Below are 17,715 nucleotides of genomic sequence, written 5' to 3' on the forward strand. Positions count from 1 at the left end.
GCGGACCGTGCGTTGATGGAATCGTTGAATCAGGCGGTCCAGGGAAAGGTGCGTGCGCGGATATCGGACCGGCTGGCTTATGCCCATGATGCGTCGCATTACCTTCTGACACCGCTGGCCGTGGTCACACCCGCATCCGCCCGTGAGGTTGGGGACCTGTTTAAGGTCTCGTCGCTGCATGGTGTGCCACTGACTTTCAGGTCAGGCGGCACCAGCCTGAGCGGCCAGTCGTCAACCGACGGCGTCCTTGTCGACACCCGGAGTAACTTCCGCGGTCTCTCGGTCCTCGAAAGCGGGGCGAGGATCAGGTGCGAACCCGGTGCGACCGTGCGGCAGGTGAACGCCAGACTCGCCGTCCATGGGCGGAAGCTGGGACCAGACCCTGCCAGTGAGTCTGCATGCACCGTTGGCGGTATTGTGGCCAACAATTCCAGCGGCATGGCCTGCGGAACCGAGAACAACACCTACCACACCCTGGACTCCGCAGTCCTGGTGCTGGCGAGCGGGACCGTCGTGGATACGGCGGCTCCTGACGCCTGCATGGCGCTCCAGAATGCAGAACCAGAACTTCACTCCGGCCTTTTGCGCCTGCGGGACCAGATCAGAAGCGACCCTGGCCATGTCAGGCGGATCGAAGAGCTCTACGCCATCAAGAACACCATGGGATACGGGATCAATTCATTCCTGGACTTTGATGACCCGGTGGACATCCTCCTGCATCTGGCAGTGGGAAGTGAAGGGACCCTTGCCTTCATCGCAGAAGCGACGTTCCGCACCATTGCCCTGAAGCCGCACACAGCCACGGGCCTGCTGTATTTCCGAAGCTTGGCAGACGCTACCGGCTCGCTCCCGGCATTGGTCGAGTCTGGTTTCGCCACCATCGAGTTGCTTGACTCCACATCACTGCTGGTATCCCAGCAGGACCCGGGAGCAGATGAAGAGCTCCAGAAACTTCGGGTACAAGGTCATGCCGCGTTGCTGGTCGAGTTCCAGGAGGAAAGCCCGGCAGAACTTCAAGAAGCAATCAACGGCAGCGAAGCCGTACTTGCGGCCCTTCCCTTGGAAATCCCGGCCCGGCTGACGACTGACTCCCAGCGCCGTGCCGCTCTGTGGAATATCCGTAAAGGTCTGTACGCGAGCGTGGCTGGAAACCGGCCATCAGGAACCACAGCCCTGTTGGAGGACATCGCAGTCCCAGTCCCCAAACTGCTGCCTACCTGTCAAGGGCTGGTGGCGCTCTTCGAAAAGTACGGGTACGACAGCGCCGTGATCTTCGGGCACGCAAAGGACGGCAACATCCACTTCCTGCTCAATGAAAGGCTCGAAGAGCACGGCGAAGGTTCAACCCTTCAGCGATACGCCGACTTCACTGAGGAAATGGTTGACCTGGTGCTCTCCAACGGGGGAACTTTGAAAGCCGAACACGGAACGGGCCGGATCATGGCTCCTTTCGTACGCCGCCAGTATGGGGAACAGCTGTATCAATTCATGCGGGACGTCAAAAGCCTGTTTGACCCAGAAGGAATCCTGAACCCGGGCATCCTTCTAAACGACGACCCGACCTTTCACCTCTCGCATCTAAAGACTGCCCCGCCGGTGGAAAAAGAAGTGGACCGCTGTGTCGAGTGTGGCTACTGCGAGCCCGTCTGTCCCAGCAAAGACATAACTCTTACACCACGTCAACGGATAGTTCTGCGCCGCGAAATTGCCCGCGCAGAACTACTAGGCCAAAGCCAGCTGAAAGCACAGCTGGAAAAGGAATACGAGTACGACGGAATCGATACCTGCGCCGTGGATGGCATGTGCCAGACAGCCTGCCCCGTCCTCATTGACACAGGCGAGCTGGTTAAACGCCTGCGCTCCGAAAGCCGTTCCCGCGTTGAGCAGACAGCTTGGAAGGCAGCTGCCGGGAATTGGGGGGCTGTTTCCAAACTTGGCGGCTTGGCTCTGACAGCAGTAAAACATCTTCCGCCAGCGTTGGTAACGGGGGCTTCCGAAGCAGCAAGGATCGTCATCGGCCGCGAGCAGATTCCGAGGTGGGACGCAGACCTGCCCGCCGGCGGTTCTGTTCGCCGCCCTCTGGCTGCAACGGAACCGAAGGCGGTCTACCTGGCGGCATGCATCAGCACCATGTTTGGTCCAGCATCCGGAAGCCAAGGAGTGGCATCTGCATTCCTGGAGCTGTGCAGCCGGGCAGGGGTTGAAGTCACGGTTCCGGCGGGAATCACCGACCTGTGCTGCGGCACGCCCTGGAAGTCGAAGGGCATGACAGACGGATACGACGTGATGCGCAAAAAAGTGTTGCCGGTGCTGCTCGAGGCGACCCGCAACGGGGAGTTGCCCATCGTGTGTGACGCTGCGTCCTGCACCGAGGGGCTCGAAAGGCTCCTCGCCGTCGTGGGAGAAGAGCCCCGCTTGCACACCCTGGATGCGGTTGCCTTCGTCGATGAACACGTGCTCGCGAATCTGCCAAAGGGCAGCCCCTTGGCCAGCCTGTCATTACACCCGACGTGCTCCTCGACACGAATGGGTCTTAACCCTGCGTTGACCCGTGTGGCAGCAGCAGTGGCTGACGAAGTAGTCATTTCCGAAGACTGGGGCTGCTGCGCCTTTGCCGGGGACAGGGGAATGCTCCGTCCTGAACTCACAGCCTCCGCGACCGTAAGGGAAGCGCGCTCGGTCAATGCGCGCCCTTTTGATGCCTATGCATCTGTCAACAGAACCTGCGAGATGGGCATGACCCGGGCAACGGGGCACGAATACCGCCACATACTCGAACTTTTGGCATCAACAACCTCAAAAACAACAACTAAGTGATCCCTGCCCGGGCAGAGGGTCCAGGACAAAGGACAAATCATGGCGCGCAAAGCAGTCATTACAGGAGGCATCAGCGGCCTCGGCGCAGCCTGCGCAGAACGCCTGGCAGCCGACGGCATCGAGGTCATCACTGTCGACATCAGTGAGGGAGCCGACGTCGTTCTGGACATCGCCGATTCCGCGGCGGTCGGACGTGCCGCAGATGCTATCGGACCAGTTGACATACTCATCAACAGCGCCGGCATCGTGGGCCCCAACAAGCCCTTCTGGGAGGTAAGCGATGAGGACTGGAAACGCACCTTCGCCGTGAACGTGGATGGCACCTTCAACCTCTGCCGGGCTTTTGCCCCCGACATGGTCGCGAAGGGGTGGGGACGCATCATCAACTTCGCCAGCATGGCAGGGAAAGACGGCAACCCAAACATGGTGGCGTACTCGGCTACGAAGGCCGCAGTCATAGGGTTGACCAAGACCATGGGCAAAGACCTGGCCAAATGCGGCGTACTGGTCAATGCCATCGCGCCGGCGGTCGTTGCGACCCCGATGAACTCGTCAACCGCCCCCGCCGTCCTTGAGCACATCACCAGCCTGATACCCATGGGCCGCGTGGGCCGGCCCGAAGAGGTAGCTGAACTCGTAGCCTGGCTGGCTTCTGACAAGTGCAGCTTCTCAACAGGTGCCGTTTACGACATCTCGGGTGGTCGCGCCACGTACTAGGGGCGGTTTCGGATGCTAAAACCCTGGCTACCTTCATCTCCCGAACGAATCTTCCGAGAATGGGCGGGGCATCAACGGAGACGATCTTGTCGCGGACACGGCGTCGCCTGACCTCGCGCGCAGGCCCAAAACCAAAGAAGTTGCCCGAAAAAAGTACCCGCGTGGGGGTGGCCATTTTCAGCTGGTTGGAACTATACTCCAATAAGCGGAACTGATGTAAACTAATCCTGAAGCAGCAGGGAGCCTCATGAGCGAGCATGACTTGGTCATTGCAAGTAATTGATACGTTCCACTTAATTTAGAAATTCACGAAACATAGCTTTTTTACGCGGCTCCCCATAGCTACGCCGAAGCTTCCATCTCGGCAGCTTGCGGGAGATCGCACAGGAGCACGAAGGAGTGTCATGTCGTCCAGTGGTGTCGAAGTTCCCACGCGTAGCGGGGTTCCCCCGGTGGCTAAGGAACTAGGGAACTCTCCTCGCAAACGCCGCCGTATTCGTTCTGTAGGACGCGATCTTTGGTGGTTGATCCTGCCGGGCGCGGCTGTTTACCTCTACGTGGTCGTTGTGCCCACCGTTCAGGGCCTGCAAGCTGCTTTCACTGATTGGTCGTTCGCGACCGTGGGCGCACCGAATTTTACGGGACTTGAAAACTTCACCCGCATTTTCACCTCCGACGCGGGCCCCGCAGTGTTCCGTACGCTCCAATTGGCCTTCGTCGTCGTGGTTCTCCAGAACATCATCGGTTTAGCCCTCGCGCTTCTGTTCAACGGACGGGTGTTTGGACGTAACGTGTTGCGCACCATCGTTTTCGCCCCCATGGTCGTCTCGTCGCTCGTTGTTGGCTACCTGTTCAAGTACATATTCGGTCCACCCGGTGTAGGTGGAGTCAACCAGGTCCTGGCTGCTCTCGGTCAGGATCCCGTCGACTTTCTCGGCAATCCAACGACGGCAATGGTTATCATCATCGTCACCATTCTTTGGCAGTCAATCGGTGGCAACATGGTGATCTACCTGGCTGGACTCCAAGGCGTGCCCTCTGAACTCGAGGAGGCAGCTGCCCTGGACGGCGCAGGGTATTGGAAGAGGTTCTGGTATGTAGTTCGCCCGCTGCTCGCCCCTGCTATCACCATCAACCTCATGCTCGGACTCATCGGCGGATTGAAGATTTTCGACCAGATCTTTGCGCTTACCAACGGCGGGCCCGGTAATCAGACGCAGACCATCGCGACGCTCATTTACGCCTATTTCTCCCAGTACGCCGACTACGGACGTTCGGCCGCTCTCGCCCTTCTCCTCGCCGTCGGCATCGCTATCCTCTCCATCATTCAGTTCTCGGTCCTACGCCGCCAGGAGCGCAATTCATGAAAACAACAGGCCTTTGGAGCCGTTTCGGTGCCAACCTCACCGCCTACGGGTCGACGCTCATTTTCCTTCTCCCGGTCTACGTCCTCATCAACCTGTCGATCCGGCCCGCTGACGACCTGACACCGCCAGTCATCCCGAGTTCCCGCCCCACATTCGACAACTTCATCACTGCCTGGACCACTTCGCCCCTGCCGGGATCAATCGTCACCAGCCTGATCGTTACGTCGATCTCGTGCCTCGTGGTGCTCGTGATCGGTACGATGGCGTCGTACCCGCTGGCCCGGTCAACCTCGCGCCTCTCCACCGGAACTTTCTACTTCTTTATGATCGGCTTACTGCTGCCGTTCCAGCTGGCGCTCATACCTCTCTATATCCAGATGCGGGATTTGGGTCTTCTCGGCACGGTATGGGCACTCGTCATCGTCTACAGCGGCGTGCAGTTGCCGTTTACAGTCTTCCTGATAACCACCTTCTTAAGGGCAGGCGTCCCACTTGATTATGAGGAAGCCGCCCAGATCGACGGATGCAGTCCGCTGATGGCCTTCTGGCACGTGGTCGTCCCGCTGCTTCGCCCGGCCCTGGGCACCTGTGTCATCCTCAATAGCGTTGGGGTGTGGAACGACTTCTTCACGCCCCTGATCTACCTCTCGGGCAGCGGTCAGGTGACCATTCCCATGGCAATTTTCCAGTTCGTCGGGCAATACACCACGAACTGGCCACTGATTTTCGCGTCCTTGCTGATCTCGATGGTCCCCGTTCTGACGCTCTACCTGCTATTCCAGCGGTACGTAATCCAGGGATTCGCTGGTGGGCTGAAGGGATGATCCCCAGCCTGCCGGCGCATAAGGTCCGGTGCCATCACCGGGTAGTTCCACTAATCACTGCACCACTCATCACAACACCCACTTCACAGGAAGAGAACGATCGATGAAGATCCACAACCGCATCACCACAGCCGCCATCGCTACCCTCACGGCAATCAGCCTTGCCGGATGCGTCGGCTCCGGTAACACCGGCAGCACCGCCACAAATAGCCAGGCCAGCGGCGGGGAGCCCACCGGCACCTTGACCGGTCTGTTCTCGTCGATTTTCAAGGACACCTATGAACAGATCGCGGCGGACTTCGAGAAGAAGTATCCGAACGTTGACGTGAAGTTCGACTACCAAGGTGGCGACGTCGGCGCTCTGGTTATGACGCAGCTGCAGGGCGGCACGGCCCCTGACATCCTGACTTCGTTCCCCGGCGGCAACAAAAATGATCCCGCCGACACCGTCGTCTCGTTGGCCGCCTCCGGTCGCATCGCTGCTCTCGAAGCGCCCTGGACGAAGGATGTCCCGGATGCCTGGAAGCAATCAGTGAACTACGAAGACAAAACCTATGCCTACCCCGGAGCTCTTCAGCCGCTCGCTGCGATCTTCAATAAGTCAAAACTCGACGAGCTCGGTTTGAAGATCCCGACGACCCTGGACGAGGTCTATCAACTCTGCACAGCCGCGAAGGGCAAAGGTGTGTACGCCTACTCGCTCGGCCTCGGCGATCCTGCCGGTCCGCAGATGTTGACATACAGCCAGCTCGGAACTCTCGAATCAGACCCCGCAAAGTTTGATTCCGACATGGCCGCCGGGAAGACGAAATACGCTGATTCCGTGTGGGTCGACCAGTTCGAGATTTATAAGAAGATGGGCGACCTGGGCTGCTTCGGTGAGGGCGCGCTTGGCCGCTCCCGCGACCAGGCCGGCGAGGAAGTGGCAAAGGGCAGCGCGCTTGCCACTGTAGACGTTGGCGCGGCGATGGCTCCGATTCAGAAAAGCGCACCCGGCAGCAGCTTCGAAGTAGCGCCTATGCCGGCGACGAATAATGCTGCGGACACGAAAGTCGTCGCGCTGCCAGGCTTTGTCAATACCATCAACGCCAAGGCAAAGAACCCCACGGCCGCACAGGCGTTCCTCGCCTTCATGGGCGAGGCTGAGCCATCGGTAACCTACGCCAACGGCTTCGCCTCTGTGCCTGTGCTCCCGAACGACGCTTACACGGCCCCGAAGGAGCTCACCGCGTTCGCTGACCTCATTAAGCGCGGAGCCTACCAGCCGCTGGGCGCCGTACAGGCCGAAGTCCAGGCCCAACTCAATCAGACCATTCAGTCGCTGATCCTCGGTCAAAGCACGCCGCGCCAAGTCGCTGAAAAGCTGGATTCTGTATACAAGAAATAACTAAGGCCGCCGATCGGGCTCCGCATATGCGTGGCCCGATCGGTGCTTTTGCAATATCCTTCCAGGCCTGTCCCGTCCTTCCCAGCGGAGTGGAGCCGTATCGTTTAGGACGGTGTCGAAAATTGCCGTCTTAGAAAACGGCCGGGCGGCAAGGATATCCAGGGTGAGCGGCTGCTGAAGGAAAACCATGATAGAGCAAACGGGTATTGTGGCCTTGGGCTACGAGGCGGTGGCCGATGCGTTTTTCGCCACGGTACCGGACGACCAGCGAAGCGGCGCCGGATTATCCATCTGGAAAGACGGCCGGCAGGTAGTAGAACTGTGGGGCGGAGTTGCTGATTATCGTACCGGCCGAGAATTCGCTCCTGACACGCTGTCGGTAGTTTTCTCCTGTACCAAGGGCCTTGCCTCCATCCTGATCGGAATGCTGATTGAACGTGGGCAGATTCCTTCGCTTGAGACCCCTGTGGCGCAGCTATGGCCTGAGTTTGCAGTCCATGGCAAAGAGCACGTAAGCATTGGAGACGCCTTGGGGCACCGGGCTGGACTTTCCGCGACGCGGGAGGATGTTCCGCCGCATGTCGCTTGGGACAGTCTGGCTCTTGCGGACATTCTTGCAGCCCAGAAACCGCTGTGGAGTCCGGGCAAGAATCATCAGTACCACACGGTGAGCCACGGTGCACTCACCGCGAAGATGGCGCTACTCGGAGCTGGACAGTCTATGGGAAAGACCTTTGCTGACCTGATTGCCCGGCCCCTGGACGCTGATACCTGGATAGGTCTTCCAGAATCTGAAGAGGAACGCGTAAGCCATCTCATCGAAGATCCACAGGAGGAACCGGACACCTCCGCCCTCACCGATCAAGAGCGCAACGACAGGTACTGGCTAGAACGCGCCTCGAATTTGAACGGCCCAATAGGCCCGCACGTATACAACCGGCCAGAGGTCCATAGGCTCGAACTGCCAGGGGCCGGCGGCATATCCACTGCGCGCGGCCTGGCCAAGATCTGGTCCGCGACGGTGACGGAAACCGATGGAGTCCGCCTGATCGGCGACGAAGCTCTACGTGGACTCAGCGTCGCAAGGAGCGAAGGCCCTCCGTACTTCCGTGGCGACCCGCCTTATCAGGCCTGGGGAGCAGGCGTCATGATTCCCTCGGATTGGCAAAGATACCTTTCCCCCAAATCCTTCGGTCATGACGGAGCGGGCGGTCAAACCGCTTTTGCCGACCCGACGGCAAAAATCGGGTTCGCCTATGTAACAAACCGCATGGGCGACTTCGAACGCGGGCAGTCCGTCATACGGGCATTAGCGAAAACCCTGGGATAGCCCGGCGGGCGGACCCTTCTGCAGGCCTGCGAATAGATACAGCCGCTCGATGTGGAGCAGCTCGTGTGTCCGACCCGTTGAGCACGAATCATTGACCGGTGCTAGGAATTAGACAGGAGCGAAATCATGCCACTTGATCCTTACTTCACTTCGGGGGTCGAATTTTTGCTGGGGCTGGCAGCTGAGGAAGTGACCGATCCAACCCTGCCCTCACGCCTAGCGCAGCACTTCGCGGCAGCCAATCAATGGACAGTTCCGGACATCGAGTTTGAGGACACCACTGTCCCCGGCAAGGAAGGGCAAATACCTGTACGCATCTACCGTCCGCGAAGGCCAATTCGTTCACGTGTGATGTGGTTGCACGGAGGTGGATTCGCGTATGGGGATCTGGACATGCCTGAAGCCCATATGGTCTCTGCAGAAATTGCCGATAGGGCTGATGCGTTCGTCGTCTCCGTTGACTACCGCCTTGCCAAAAACGGCATCCGCTACCCGGCGCCGGTGGACGATGCCGAAGCGGTGTGGTCCTGGCTGACGGGACTGCCGGAAGCGGGCTGCGGGCCAATAGCGTTGGGCGGGGCAAGCGCGGGAGCGGCCATCGCACTGTCCACTGCCTTAAGGCTCCAGCGATTGGGTTCAGTGCAGCCCTCCGAGCTTCTGCTCGCATATCCCTTCCTCCATTTCCCCGTCCCCGCTCTCAATGATGTGACTGCCGTGGAAGTCCAGAAGCTGCCTGCCATGATGCGGTTCACCCCTGAATCCATCGCAGATATGGTCCGGAACTATGTCGGCCGGATCTCTGACCTGCCGATTGAGGCGATGCCCGGTGCTGCCGATCTCACCGGTCTGCCTCTTACCAGGGTTGTGGTTTCGGAACTCGACGATCTGCGGCCGTCCGCCGAACTCATTGTCACGCAACTTTCCGAAGTAGGTGTACCGGTTGAAACCTACATGGCCGCAGGAATGCTGCACGGTCATCTCAACCATGGCCCATCCATAGACGAAGTCAGCCGCTCGCTCGATTTCTTCGTGGAAACTCTCAAGGAGGGAAAGCCCGACGGGCCGTGGGTAAAGAGCCACCATGACCAAGACGGCAGGGGCGCGAAATGAAATTCGAGGCTACGATGTCCGATGTAGCCTTCGCCGCAGGGGTGGCCACTGCGACCGTTTCCAATGTACTGAACCATCCCCACAAAGTTGCACCCTCTACCCGGGAGAGGGTCGAGCAGGCCATAGCTGATTTGGACTTCCAGCGTTCAGAAGAGGCGGTTAAGCTCAGGCGTGGAAAGCGCGCCAAACCAAGCCGTTCCAGCGCCGGTGGCGTCACCCCGGCAACCGATTCTGGCACCACCGCGACGCGTGTCGAGGCTCCAAAGGCTGAGGTAGTCGCTGCCCCGTATCCGCCGGGCTGCCTGAGCCCTGGAACCCGCGCCGAAATCGTCGCGGAGGGGCTGGTAGTGGGAAGCGGCATTGTTGATGCGAGCATGACAGATGGGTCCGCTGTTTGGCTTTGGATGGACTGCGGAGGCGGACGACGTCTGATCCATAGCCATGACGGTCTTGAATTACGGGCATCACAGACGCATGGGAAGGGTGTACCGGAACTTCCCCGGTAGGACCCGCAGCCGGGTTTATCACCCTCCTGGCAGGTCCCGGATCGCTAATGGAGCACAGCCGTAAATTCGTGCAGACGGCCGCCAGGGCTGAATCAACCTCCGGCGCAGGCGCGGGTCAGCTGCAGGCGCACGCAAAGTCTGTTCATTCTGCCAGCTCATGGGCCGCCCTTTATAGATAAGTAAGCTAAAACACTGGGTGGTGAACCATGAACTGAACACCCTCCTGGCCACACTCCATGACTTTCTGCCGGACAGTGTCCCGAAGGAAGGTCATAGCTTGGATCACCGCCCAGGCCGGAAGGTGCAACTCGATCATGCCGACTGCTGTGCCCGGTCGTAGCCCAGCACCTGCAGCACGGCTGGTCCCCCGAAGCCCTTGCTGTATTCGCTATGCCAAGGAGCACCTGCGCCTTCCTGACTCCAGTCCGCTGCGCGGCATGACGGGTGAAACGGTCAAACGCTCCTTCTTGTCCGGTCACGCCTGGCTGGAGTACTGCGCCCCGCACTCGCGCTTCCCCTGGGGATTCCGGCTCTACCTGAGCAGCACCCGGAAGGCATGTCCGTGACCTGGGACTCGCGAATCCCAAACTCGGGAAGGCGAAGGTATCCAGGCGCTGCTGGAGCGCGGGCGACAGCTGATCCACGCCGGGATCGGGCCAACTGACACACGATCACCCGACGCAAACGTTACTTACCGCCTACGACCGCTAACCCCCCAAAATCATTGGTAATTGCTCGTCCAGGCCCAGAAATTAGACCGTTCTGGCGGGCGTTCGGGGTTGCCGAACGCCCGCCGTCGGTGTTAGTGCACGACCACGCGGACGCGGTCGAGATTTTGCAGCGGTGTACTTGTTCCTGAGGTTCCGTTGCGGTCAGCTGTGGTGTTCAGGCTGATGACGTATTCTCCCGGGATGGCGAAGGTCATTTGCCGGCTGAGGGTGACCTTTTCATTGGGACTGGCGAGCACGGTCGCCGGTTCATTGATTGCGGGGACGCCTTGGCGCTCGATGGTCCAGTTGTACTGGACGATTTTGCCTGTTGTGGGAGGCATCTCAATTGTTGCGGAGATGTTGACCGGCTGGAGCAGACCAGCCTCAGCCCGTTCCCCGCCGTTTGCTGAAAGGTGAATCACCGGCTGGAGGCCCTTTCGGTCGACTGCACCGATCGGTTGGACAATCTGATTCATGGTGTCGATAGTGTAGTTTGAGGAGGGCTTGGGCGTGATGCCCTTTTCGGCCCAGTCAACAAGGTCGAGGACCATCTGATTGAAAATACCTTGCACCAGGCCGGTATTCGAATGGCCGCCGTTTTCCTGGAAATAGACGCGGAACATCTCGTCGGCCTTGCGCTTGCCCAGGGACTTCTGGACTTGCTGTTGGTAGAACCCCGCAACGTAGGGGTAGGAATTCGCATCGGCCAGATTTTCCATGACCATGACCTTGGTCTTGATATTTCCGGTTTCCGTTATCCCGCCCATGGCCCCGGCACTGCTGAGGGGCACGAATTGGACGTCCCGTTGGGGATATATCGGTTTCCCGGTGTTGTCCTTGTACTGGTTGTAGGCGGGGTTGCCGTTGTTCAAAATGGAGTGGCGGGGGTAGTACACCTGCGAGAGGAAGTACCGGTTGTTGATACGGATTTTGTCGCCCACGTCCAAGGCATCAAGAAGAACTTTGCTGTTTGGTGTGGTGGCGGACAGGACATTGGTGTTCACTGGCAGCGCCAACGTGCCTGTTGTCGTGTCCAGAGTGCCCGTCAAGGTGAAGACCGGGTTGGAGGGATCTGAGTTGTCGATGGTCCGGGTGGTGCCGGCGGCGTCATAGACGTAGTACTGCAGATGGGAAGCGCCAATGGATCCGAGTGCTGGAACCGTTGCCGGATCGAATTTGAGCGCGGTGGGGACGCCCTGCGCATCGCGGACAACGTCGGTAACGGTGGCAAACCCATCCACCTTGGCGGCTTTAAGGTAGTTGGGTGGATTGGCGCCCGCGTAGCCGGGCTTGGCCCAGAAGTCGTCTTCGTACGTTGGATCCACCACGCGGATATTTTGCCCGCCTGGTCCGAATACTAGGCTGGGACCAGCGACCCCTGGGAAGGGCCCGACGGCTGAGCCGACGGTGGCATCACCGACAGGGATTTCGCCTCCCGTCGGAAGATCCAGGGTCAAGGCCGTCCCCAAGCCCGCGCGTGGAAAGCCGCCTTGGAGAAGCTCGTCGAGTACGGAGCGTTGCTCGGTGTCCAGTCCCTCGTAGATGCTGCGGCCACTACCGACTTCAGCGGCTTGACGAACCTCTGAACGCTTGTCCAGAGGGACTGCCAGTGCATAAAGGGCCTGCCACTGGAACGAGTGCACGATCAGACCGGTTGTAGCGATAACGCACGGTATTACTCCAGCCCATACCCCGGTCGTGCCCTCGGCAGCACCCAATGCCTGCGCCGATCCGCCGCTTTGCCCCCAAAGATAGCTGTTGATGGGACTACTGTTCCCGTAGAGCTGATTGGCATAATTTTTAGCCAGCTTCGTCGCTGCCGCGTTCACGCGATAGCCCCCGTTCGGGTTCCCCGGATTGACTCTCACGGTGAAGGCCCCGCTGGAGAAAGCGAACCCGAGATCTACCTCGTTAAGGTCAAGGGGGCCGGTGCCGGGAATCGGATAGGTCTGCTGGAAGGAACGGTTCTGCCAAAATTCCTTGGCCGGGAATCGCCACGTGATGTCGTGCTGGTTAAGAGTCGCGCTATTGCGTACGCCCGGAGGTAGCGTGGCCCGGGTGTTCGTGGCGGGAAAGTGGCCCTTCACTTCGGTGTATGGGATAACCCGGCCTGTGGCGTCTGTATACACCAGTTGCTGACTGCTATCGATCACCAATGTGTTTTCGTTGTAGTCGGGATCGATGCAGGTTCCGTCTACCCCGAGGGGTGGCTCAGTGTCCCCGACGGGACTTGTGCTCAGGTAGTGGCAGGCTTCCGGCGCCGCTGAGACTGGGGCCGCGGTGAGCAAACCGCCTCCGATGGCAACAGCCCCAATTGCGGCCGTGAGTCGCAGCAACTTGGACTTTGTGGCGAACTGCCGGGCAAATGCTTGTGGACCTACCGGCCTGACTGAATTAGGAAATGACATGGCACCTCGTTGTCCCTTGTTTACGCGCCCCCACGCTCATTAATTTTATTAATTGGAAAGATCTTCCAAATGCCATTTTATCTACAAGGTAGACCGTCGACAATGGATATCGGTCTTCCTCTTGATCCGAGGCACCAAAAGCAGGCGGCCCGGGAACGGGGGAGTGGCCTTCTGCCAGTTGGCTGGGCGCGCACGAGGGCTGGTCCTGCGCCGATACGAACGGAAGCGAACGCCCTTGATCGCAGCAGCAACGGCTCAAGCGCGTTGCCCTGCTGGGATCAAAGGAGCCGGCTTGGGCGGCGTCATGTCAAAAGGTTGAGGTTCAGCCTTCGTTGTAAGCCTGTCCGTCCTGGCGGCGGGTACGTTATCGACGCCTTTCGAGTGACACTGTTCGTTCATGCTCAGCCAGCATCCAGATGGTTGCCCGCTCATGGGGCGTGTTGTTGGGTTGATGCAGCGTTAGGGCCAGCCCTCCATCGTGGGGCCTGAAAATCATGCCGTGCCCCCCATCCTCGGACCACAAAGCGTCTTGCTCCTGTATCCATGGGCCCTCGAGATTCCCCGATGTGGAGTGGGCGATGCCCATTGCGTAACCATGCTCCCCGAAGCTTGACCACAACATCATCAAGTGCCCATTGTCCAAACGGAAAAGAGATGGTCCGTCGGTGACGTGAGCGGGAAAGATGAAACTGGGGGGGAGGCCTTGCATGGGCCTTGACCAATCAGCGTCCGATGCACTGAACAGGAACACCGGTGCGCCCTCCGGGCACCTTAAGTCAGCACTGAGACGCTGCGCGTACATTGCCCCGTCATGGATTTGAGTCCATTCGTGACAGTAGACGATCCAAGGCTGACCACTATCAAGGAAAAAAGTTCCATCAAGGCACTGCCATTTATGCGGCGTAACCGGGCCATCACTCCATGGCTCAAATGGGCCGAGAGGGTGGTCCGCTATAAGAACTTGTGTTCCCCGATGGCCGTTCAGGGCAGTGAACGTGGCGAACATGTACCAGTGGTCTTGGTATTCATGGACCTCAGGTGCCCAGTACATGCCCCGACTCCAAAAAGCCGAAGGCGGCCGGAATGCTGCAAAGGGACCTTCCCAGTAGACCAGGTCACCGCTTCGATAGGTGTCAAAGCCCGTGCCGGCACCGGACCACACGTTCTTGTCCGTACTTCCGTAAAGGTAGTAGGTGGAGGTTGTGCTGTCGCTGAGGATGAATGGATCCCTTATCTGGATCTCATCCAAGGTCATTTCCTTGCGTACCGGAACGGGAAGGAAGACACCTTCTTCACCTGGGGTGCCAAAACTTTCGGCTACCAACTTTTCAGTCGCAACCTGGAGCATGTCATCTATAGCTGACGCAGGAATCCTGCCGTTCGTCAGCTGCCCAAGTTCAATCAGCGGACGGCCCAGACCCAGGCCCAGCTGCAAGGCTTCGAGGCCATGCTGTGCCAGCAGTTCCACGAACAGTGGGGCGCCGACCGGATGAACGAGCCATTCTCCCATCGCGTTTTGACCGGTCAAGGTGCTGTTCGTAGTTCTCAATGTGCCTTGGTCCTTCGTTGGGGAAGCCGGGAAGTCCGGAGCCCGGAGATCTAAAGTCACTGGGCGAATAGATCGGTGGGATTCGTTGGCGCGTGAGATGAGAGGGCAGGCGGGGCTTCATCAAATTCCAAGCTGTGGAAGCCCCCGGAGAGCTTGGTCCCGGCGGCTGTCCCGATTCCGATCGTGGCGGAGGCGCCCCATGGAACCGTGACATCCAGGTGCCAGGTGCCGGCCTCCCGCGTCCAGCTGAGAGCTGCTTGCCCGCGTGGCGTCACGTGTGAAAATGCTCCCCTCGTTATCCGGGGATCGACTGCCGGTGCGATGGTGAATTCTTCCCACCCTGGCGTGGTGGACCGAATGCCTCCAACTTTTTGCTGAACCCAGGCTGCCGCGCTGCCCAGGAAGTAGTGGTTGTGTGACCTCGCTGAGGTGTCCCATGATTCAAGTAGCGTAGTCTCGCCGGCTGCGCGCCAGACTCCCCAGCCTGGCCTAGTGTTTTGAGTGGCAACGCTGACCGCAATATCATCCCGACCCCCGTTCGAAAGCACGGGAAGCAGGTACTTTGCCCCAACCGCACCGCAGTCCAGGTGCCGTGCTGTCCGTTCAAGGATATCGGTGGAGAGTGAGCGAAAGACGGTAGCCCGGTGTTGCTGCGGCACGGCGCCGAAGGCCAGGGGCAGCACGTTCATAGTCTGGCGGTATCCAGACGCCGTATTGCCGTAAAAACCGAGCTCTTCGTTGAAGAAGGACTGATGGTAAGCGGCTCCTACTTGTGAGGATTGTTCGCTGAATCGCGCCGCAATCCCATGCTCGCCCAGCGCCGTCGAAATGTCGGCTGCTGTCGATAGGACCTTCATCAGCATCATGGTGGCAGTTGGCGCAGATCCCTCGGGGGCACGTTCATGACCCGGGGCGAGCCAGTCTCCGTAGCTGGGATGCCGCCAAATGCCCTGCTCGGACAGGGCGTACATGGCGTCCGCGTACCTGATCACCATCTCGTGGTGTCGTTCCAGCAGCTTGAGGTCGCCGTATTCCCAGTAAAGGTTCCAAGGTATGAGAACAGCGGAGGCGCTCCACGCCGGATCCGGGGCACGTCCCCAGCCTGGAGTGGGAACGATGTTTGACACGACCCCGGCGTCGTCCTGGGCATCGGCGTGGTCATCGAGCCATTTGCCGAAGGTTGTTTTCAAGTCGAACTGGTGGATCAGGGCTTCGGCCGCCAGGTGGGCGTCTGCTGTCCAACCGTTCTTTTCGTAAACGGGAGTGTCCGTCGGGATGCCGTGCAGGTTGTTCAGGAAGGTCTTGCCCAAGGCTCGGTCAAGCCAAGAAAGCGTTTCTTCATTGCATTCAAAGGTGCCCACGCTCGGTACATCGGTGTGCATGGGAATCGCAACGATGTCGTGCACGGTCACTGGTCCATCGGCCTCGATCGACACGTATCGGAACCCCTTGTAGCTGAACTTCGGTTCCCAGTAGATACGGTCCGCAGCGGTGTCAAAAAGCAGGCGGTCGGTCTGTATTGGGCCAGCTGCGAGTATGTTCTCGCAAAATACTGCTCCCTTGTCATCAAGAGTTTCCCCGTACTTCACCCAGACTTCCGTCGGGCCTGGAACACTGAGCGTGCATCGGATCCGACCGGCTACCATGTCAGCGAAGTCGTATACCTCGGCCGTTCCTGCGGAGTGCATTGAGACTGCCGATTTTGGTGATCCCAGTGTGACGGGAGGTAGGGCTGCCGGGCGCAGGGTGCCGGTTGGCGGGTGGACCAGCACAGCGGGTTCCCAAGTGGGTTTCCTGTCCGTTTCCATCTGCCAAACTTCTCCGGAATAGAGGAGCTCACTCACCACCGGTCCTGTTGACGCTTCCCAGTGCGAACCTGAGGAAATAACCCGCCGCTGTCCTTCTTGGTCTACGTACTCCAACTGTGCGATTGCCATGGGTTCTCGAGACCACGGTGCTATGTGCCAGCCCCAGATGCTTGCACCCCGCGCGGAGAAGAAGCCACGTCCCAACTCCACTACGAGGGTGTTCTCTCCGGCTTTCAGATCGGCGGTGACGTCATAGGTTCTATAAAGAACCGTTTTCGTGAAGTCTGTCGTTGCGGGTTCTAGTTCATTGCCAAGAGATCTGCCATTAATGCTGAAGGAGCCGTAGCCAATCCCAACCGCATAAAGACGGGCTGTAGTTACCCCTGCCGGGGTGATAAAGCTGGTTCTCAGTACGGGGTTTGGGGCGGGGAGCGTTTCCACAGCCAAGGTCCGGACTCCGGGCACTAGGACGCCGTCCACCGTTGCTTGACCCAGCACCGGGAGGGGCGTTACGCCGTCATCATCAGGAAGACCCGGCGCTGCTGTGGCTCGACGCCAGCCAAGCCGTCCCCGCACGCATGCGATCGACAATGTGTACGTACCGGGAGGAGCCGGGGGGCTGACTTCCAGATAGCACATGAACCGCGCCCAGATGTTCCAGCTTCCGTCCACCTCCCGCTGAGCGACGACGTCACCTGCGCTGTTCCGCAGCTGCATGCGGGCAATGACATCGGAGGGAATGTCACCGTCCAGGTCGACGCTGACGGCCGCCACAGGACCTGTTGCTTGAAATGACTGATCCAGGGTGCTCCCCGGTCCCATCCAGTCGACCGTGTCCGAATGAATCGATGCGATGACACGCGTTTCCCTGGGCGTCCAACGCGACACCCACTTGGCCTGCCAGTCCGAATCGACAAGCAGCGGCGTTTCCCAATAGGCCCACGCGCTCCACGGAGACCAGTGCCCATCCGTATCGGCAATGCGGACCATCCACTTATAGCTCGCCCGGCTCCGCAGCACCAGATCAACGCGCAGTTTCGGCGCTCTTGAGACCACGGTTCCCGAATCGCCGACAATGGCCCCCGTTTCGTCCATGACGACGATTCTGAGTTGCTCTTGACCTGAAGCTGGAGCCCATGAGAGCAGTGGAACCTCCCCCACTCCCAGAGGAAAAACGTCCCC

At 59.4% G+C, this 17,715-nt stretch carries 11 protein-coding genes and 1 pseudogene; 9 read left to right on the top strand and 3 right to left on the bottom strand.

Annotation, left to right across the window (positions count from 1 at the left end):
• Nucleotides 1-15: 15 nt before the first annotated feature.
• The 9 genes and pseudogenes from EYS21_RS03795 to EYS21_RS23650 all read left to right on the top strand — a co-directional run.
• Nucleotides 16-2,817: an FAD-binding and (Fe-S)-binding domain-containing protein gene (locus tag EYS21_RS03795; protein ID WP_131131822.1), complete on the top strand. Its 2,802-nt coding sequence runs from the start codon at nucleotides 16-18 to the stop codon at nucleotides 2,815-2,817.
• A 39-nt stretch (nucleotides 2,818-2,856) separates the two neighbouring features.
• Nucleotides 2,857-3,534 (top strand): SDR family NAD(P)-dependent oxidoreductase, encoded by a 678-nt coding sequence (locus tag EYS21_RS03800; protein WP_131131823.1) that lies wholly within the window; start codon nucleotides 2,857-2,859, stop codon nucleotides 3,532-3,534.
• 452 nt (nucleotides 3,535-3,986) lie between these two features.
• The gene (locus tag EYS21_RS03805) at nucleotides 3,987-4,901 is read left to right on the top strand and encodes a sugar ABC transporter permease (protein WP_242633262.1); all 915 of its coding nucleotides are present in this window, start codon (nucleotides 3,987-3,989) and stop codon (nucleotides 4,899-4,901) included.
• Nucleotides 4,898-5,725, top strand: coding sequence for a carbohydrate ABC transporter permease (locus EYS21_RS03810; RefSeq protein WP_131131825.1), 828 nt, complete (start codon nucleotides 4,898-4,900; stop codon nucleotides 5,723-5,725). Before EYS21_RS03805 ends, EYS21_RS03810 begins: the two co-directional genes overlap by 4 nt.
• 103 nt (nucleotides 5,726-5,828) lie before the next feature.
• Complete coding sequence (locus EYS21_RS03815) at nucleotides 5,829-7,112, top strand: extracellular solute-binding protein (RefSeq protein WP_131131826.1); 1,284 nt, start codon at nucleotides 5,829-5,831, stop codon at nucleotides 7,110-7,112.
• 187 nt (nucleotides 7,113-7,299) lie between these two features.
• Nucleotides 7,300-8,442, top strand: coding sequence for a serine hydrolase domain-containing protein (locus EYS21_RS03820; protein WP_131131827.1), 1,143 nt, complete (start codon nucleotides 7,300-7,302; stop codon nucleotides 8,440-8,442).
• Nucleotides 8,443-8,568: 126 nt separating this feature from the next.
• Nucleotides 8,569-9,552 carry an alpha/beta hydrolase fold domain-containing protein gene (locus tag EYS21_RS03825; protein WP_131131828.1) on the top strand — a complete coding sequence of 328 codons (984 nt, stop codon included), beginning with the start codon at nucleotides 8,569-8,571 and terminating at the stop codon, nucleotides 9,550-9,552.
• 14 nt (nucleotides 9,553-9,566) lie between these two features.
• Entirely contained in the window at nucleotides 9,567-10,058 is a 492-nt protein-coding gene (locus tag EYS21_RS03830; RefSeq protein ID WP_242633280.1) for a LacI family DNA-binding transcriptional regulator, read from the top strand.
• Nucleotides 10,059-10,379: 321 nt separating this feature from the next.
• Nucleotides 10,380-10,597: pseudogene (locus tag EYS21_RS23650) on the top strand (IS982 family transposase); the annotation flags it as partial.
• Between the two features lie 263 nt (nucleotides 10,598-10,860).
• On the opposite strand, the gene EYS21_RS03835 reads toward EYS21_RS23650, so the two are convergent.
• The 3 genes from EYS21_RS03835 to EYS21_RS03845 all read right to left on the bottom strand — a co-directional run bounded on the left by EYS21_RS03835 (nucleotide 10,861) and on the right by EYS21_RS03845 (nucleotide 17,628).
• Nucleotides 10,861-12,924 carry a hypothetical protein gene (locus tag EYS21_RS03835; RefSeq protein ID WP_131131830.1) on the bottom strand — a complete coding sequence of 688 codons (2,064 nt, stop codon included), beginning with the start codon at nucleotides 12,922-12,924 and terminating at the stop codon, nucleotides 10,861-10,863.
• Nucleotides 12,925-13,540: 616 nt separating this feature from the next.
• Entirely contained in the window at nucleotides 13,541-14,704 is a 1,164-nt protein-coding gene (locus EYS21_RS03840) for a glycoside hydrolase family 43 protein (RefSeq protein ID WP_242633263.1), read from the bottom strand.
• A gap of 77 nt (nucleotides 14,705-14,781) precedes the next feature.
• Entirely contained in the window at nucleotides 14,782-17,628 is a 2,847-nt protein-coding gene (locus tag EYS21_RS03845; RefSeq protein ID WP_131131831.1) for a family 78 glycoside hydrolase catalytic domain, read from the bottom strand.
• Nucleotides 17,629-17,715 lie beyond the last annotated feature (87 nt).

Origin of the sequence: Arthrobacter sp. S39 (assembly GCF_004320525.1) — a bacterium.
In the GTDB taxonomy this organism is placed as follows: domain Bacteria; phylum Actinomycetota; class Actinomycetes; order Actinomycetales; family Micrococcaceae; genus Arthrobacter.

What these genes read in the sequence shown, in the direction of transcription:
- EYS21_RS03795 (WP_131131822.1), top strand. Translation starts at nt 16, where the DNA reads ATGGAATCGTTGAATCAGGCGGTCCAGGGAAAGGTGCGTGCGCGGATA.
- EYS21_RS03800 (WP_131131823.1), top strand. Translation starts at nt 2,857, where the DNA reads ATGGCGCGCAAAGCAGTCATTACAGGAGGCATCAGCGGCCTCGGCGCA.
- EYS21_RS03810 (WP_131131825.1), top strand. Translation starts at nt 4,898, where the DNA reads ATGAAAACAACAGGCCTTTGGAGCCGTTTCGGTGCCAACCTCACCGCC.
- EYS21_RS03815 (WP_131131826.1), top strand. Translation starts at nt 5,829, where the DNA reads ATGAAGATCCACAACCGCATCACCACAGCCGCCATCGCTACCCTCACG.
- EYS21_RS03820 (WP_131131827.1), top strand. Translation starts at nt 7,300, where the DNA reads ATGATAGAGCAAACGGGTATTGTGGCCTTGGGCTACGAGGCGGTGGCC.
- EYS21_RS03825 (WP_131131828.1), top strand. Translation starts at nt 8,569, where the DNA reads ATGCCACTTGATCCTTACTTCACTTCGGGGGTCGAATTTTTGCTGGGG.
- EYS21_RS03830 (WP_242633280.1), top strand. Translation starts at nt 9,567, where the DNA reads ATGTCCGATGTAGCCTTCGCCGCAGGGGTGGCCACTGCGACCGTTTCC.
- EYS21_RS03845 (WP_131131831.1), bottom strand. Translation starts at nt 17,628, where the DNA reads ATGGACGAAACGGGGGCCATTGTCGGCGATTCGGGAACCGTGGTCTCA.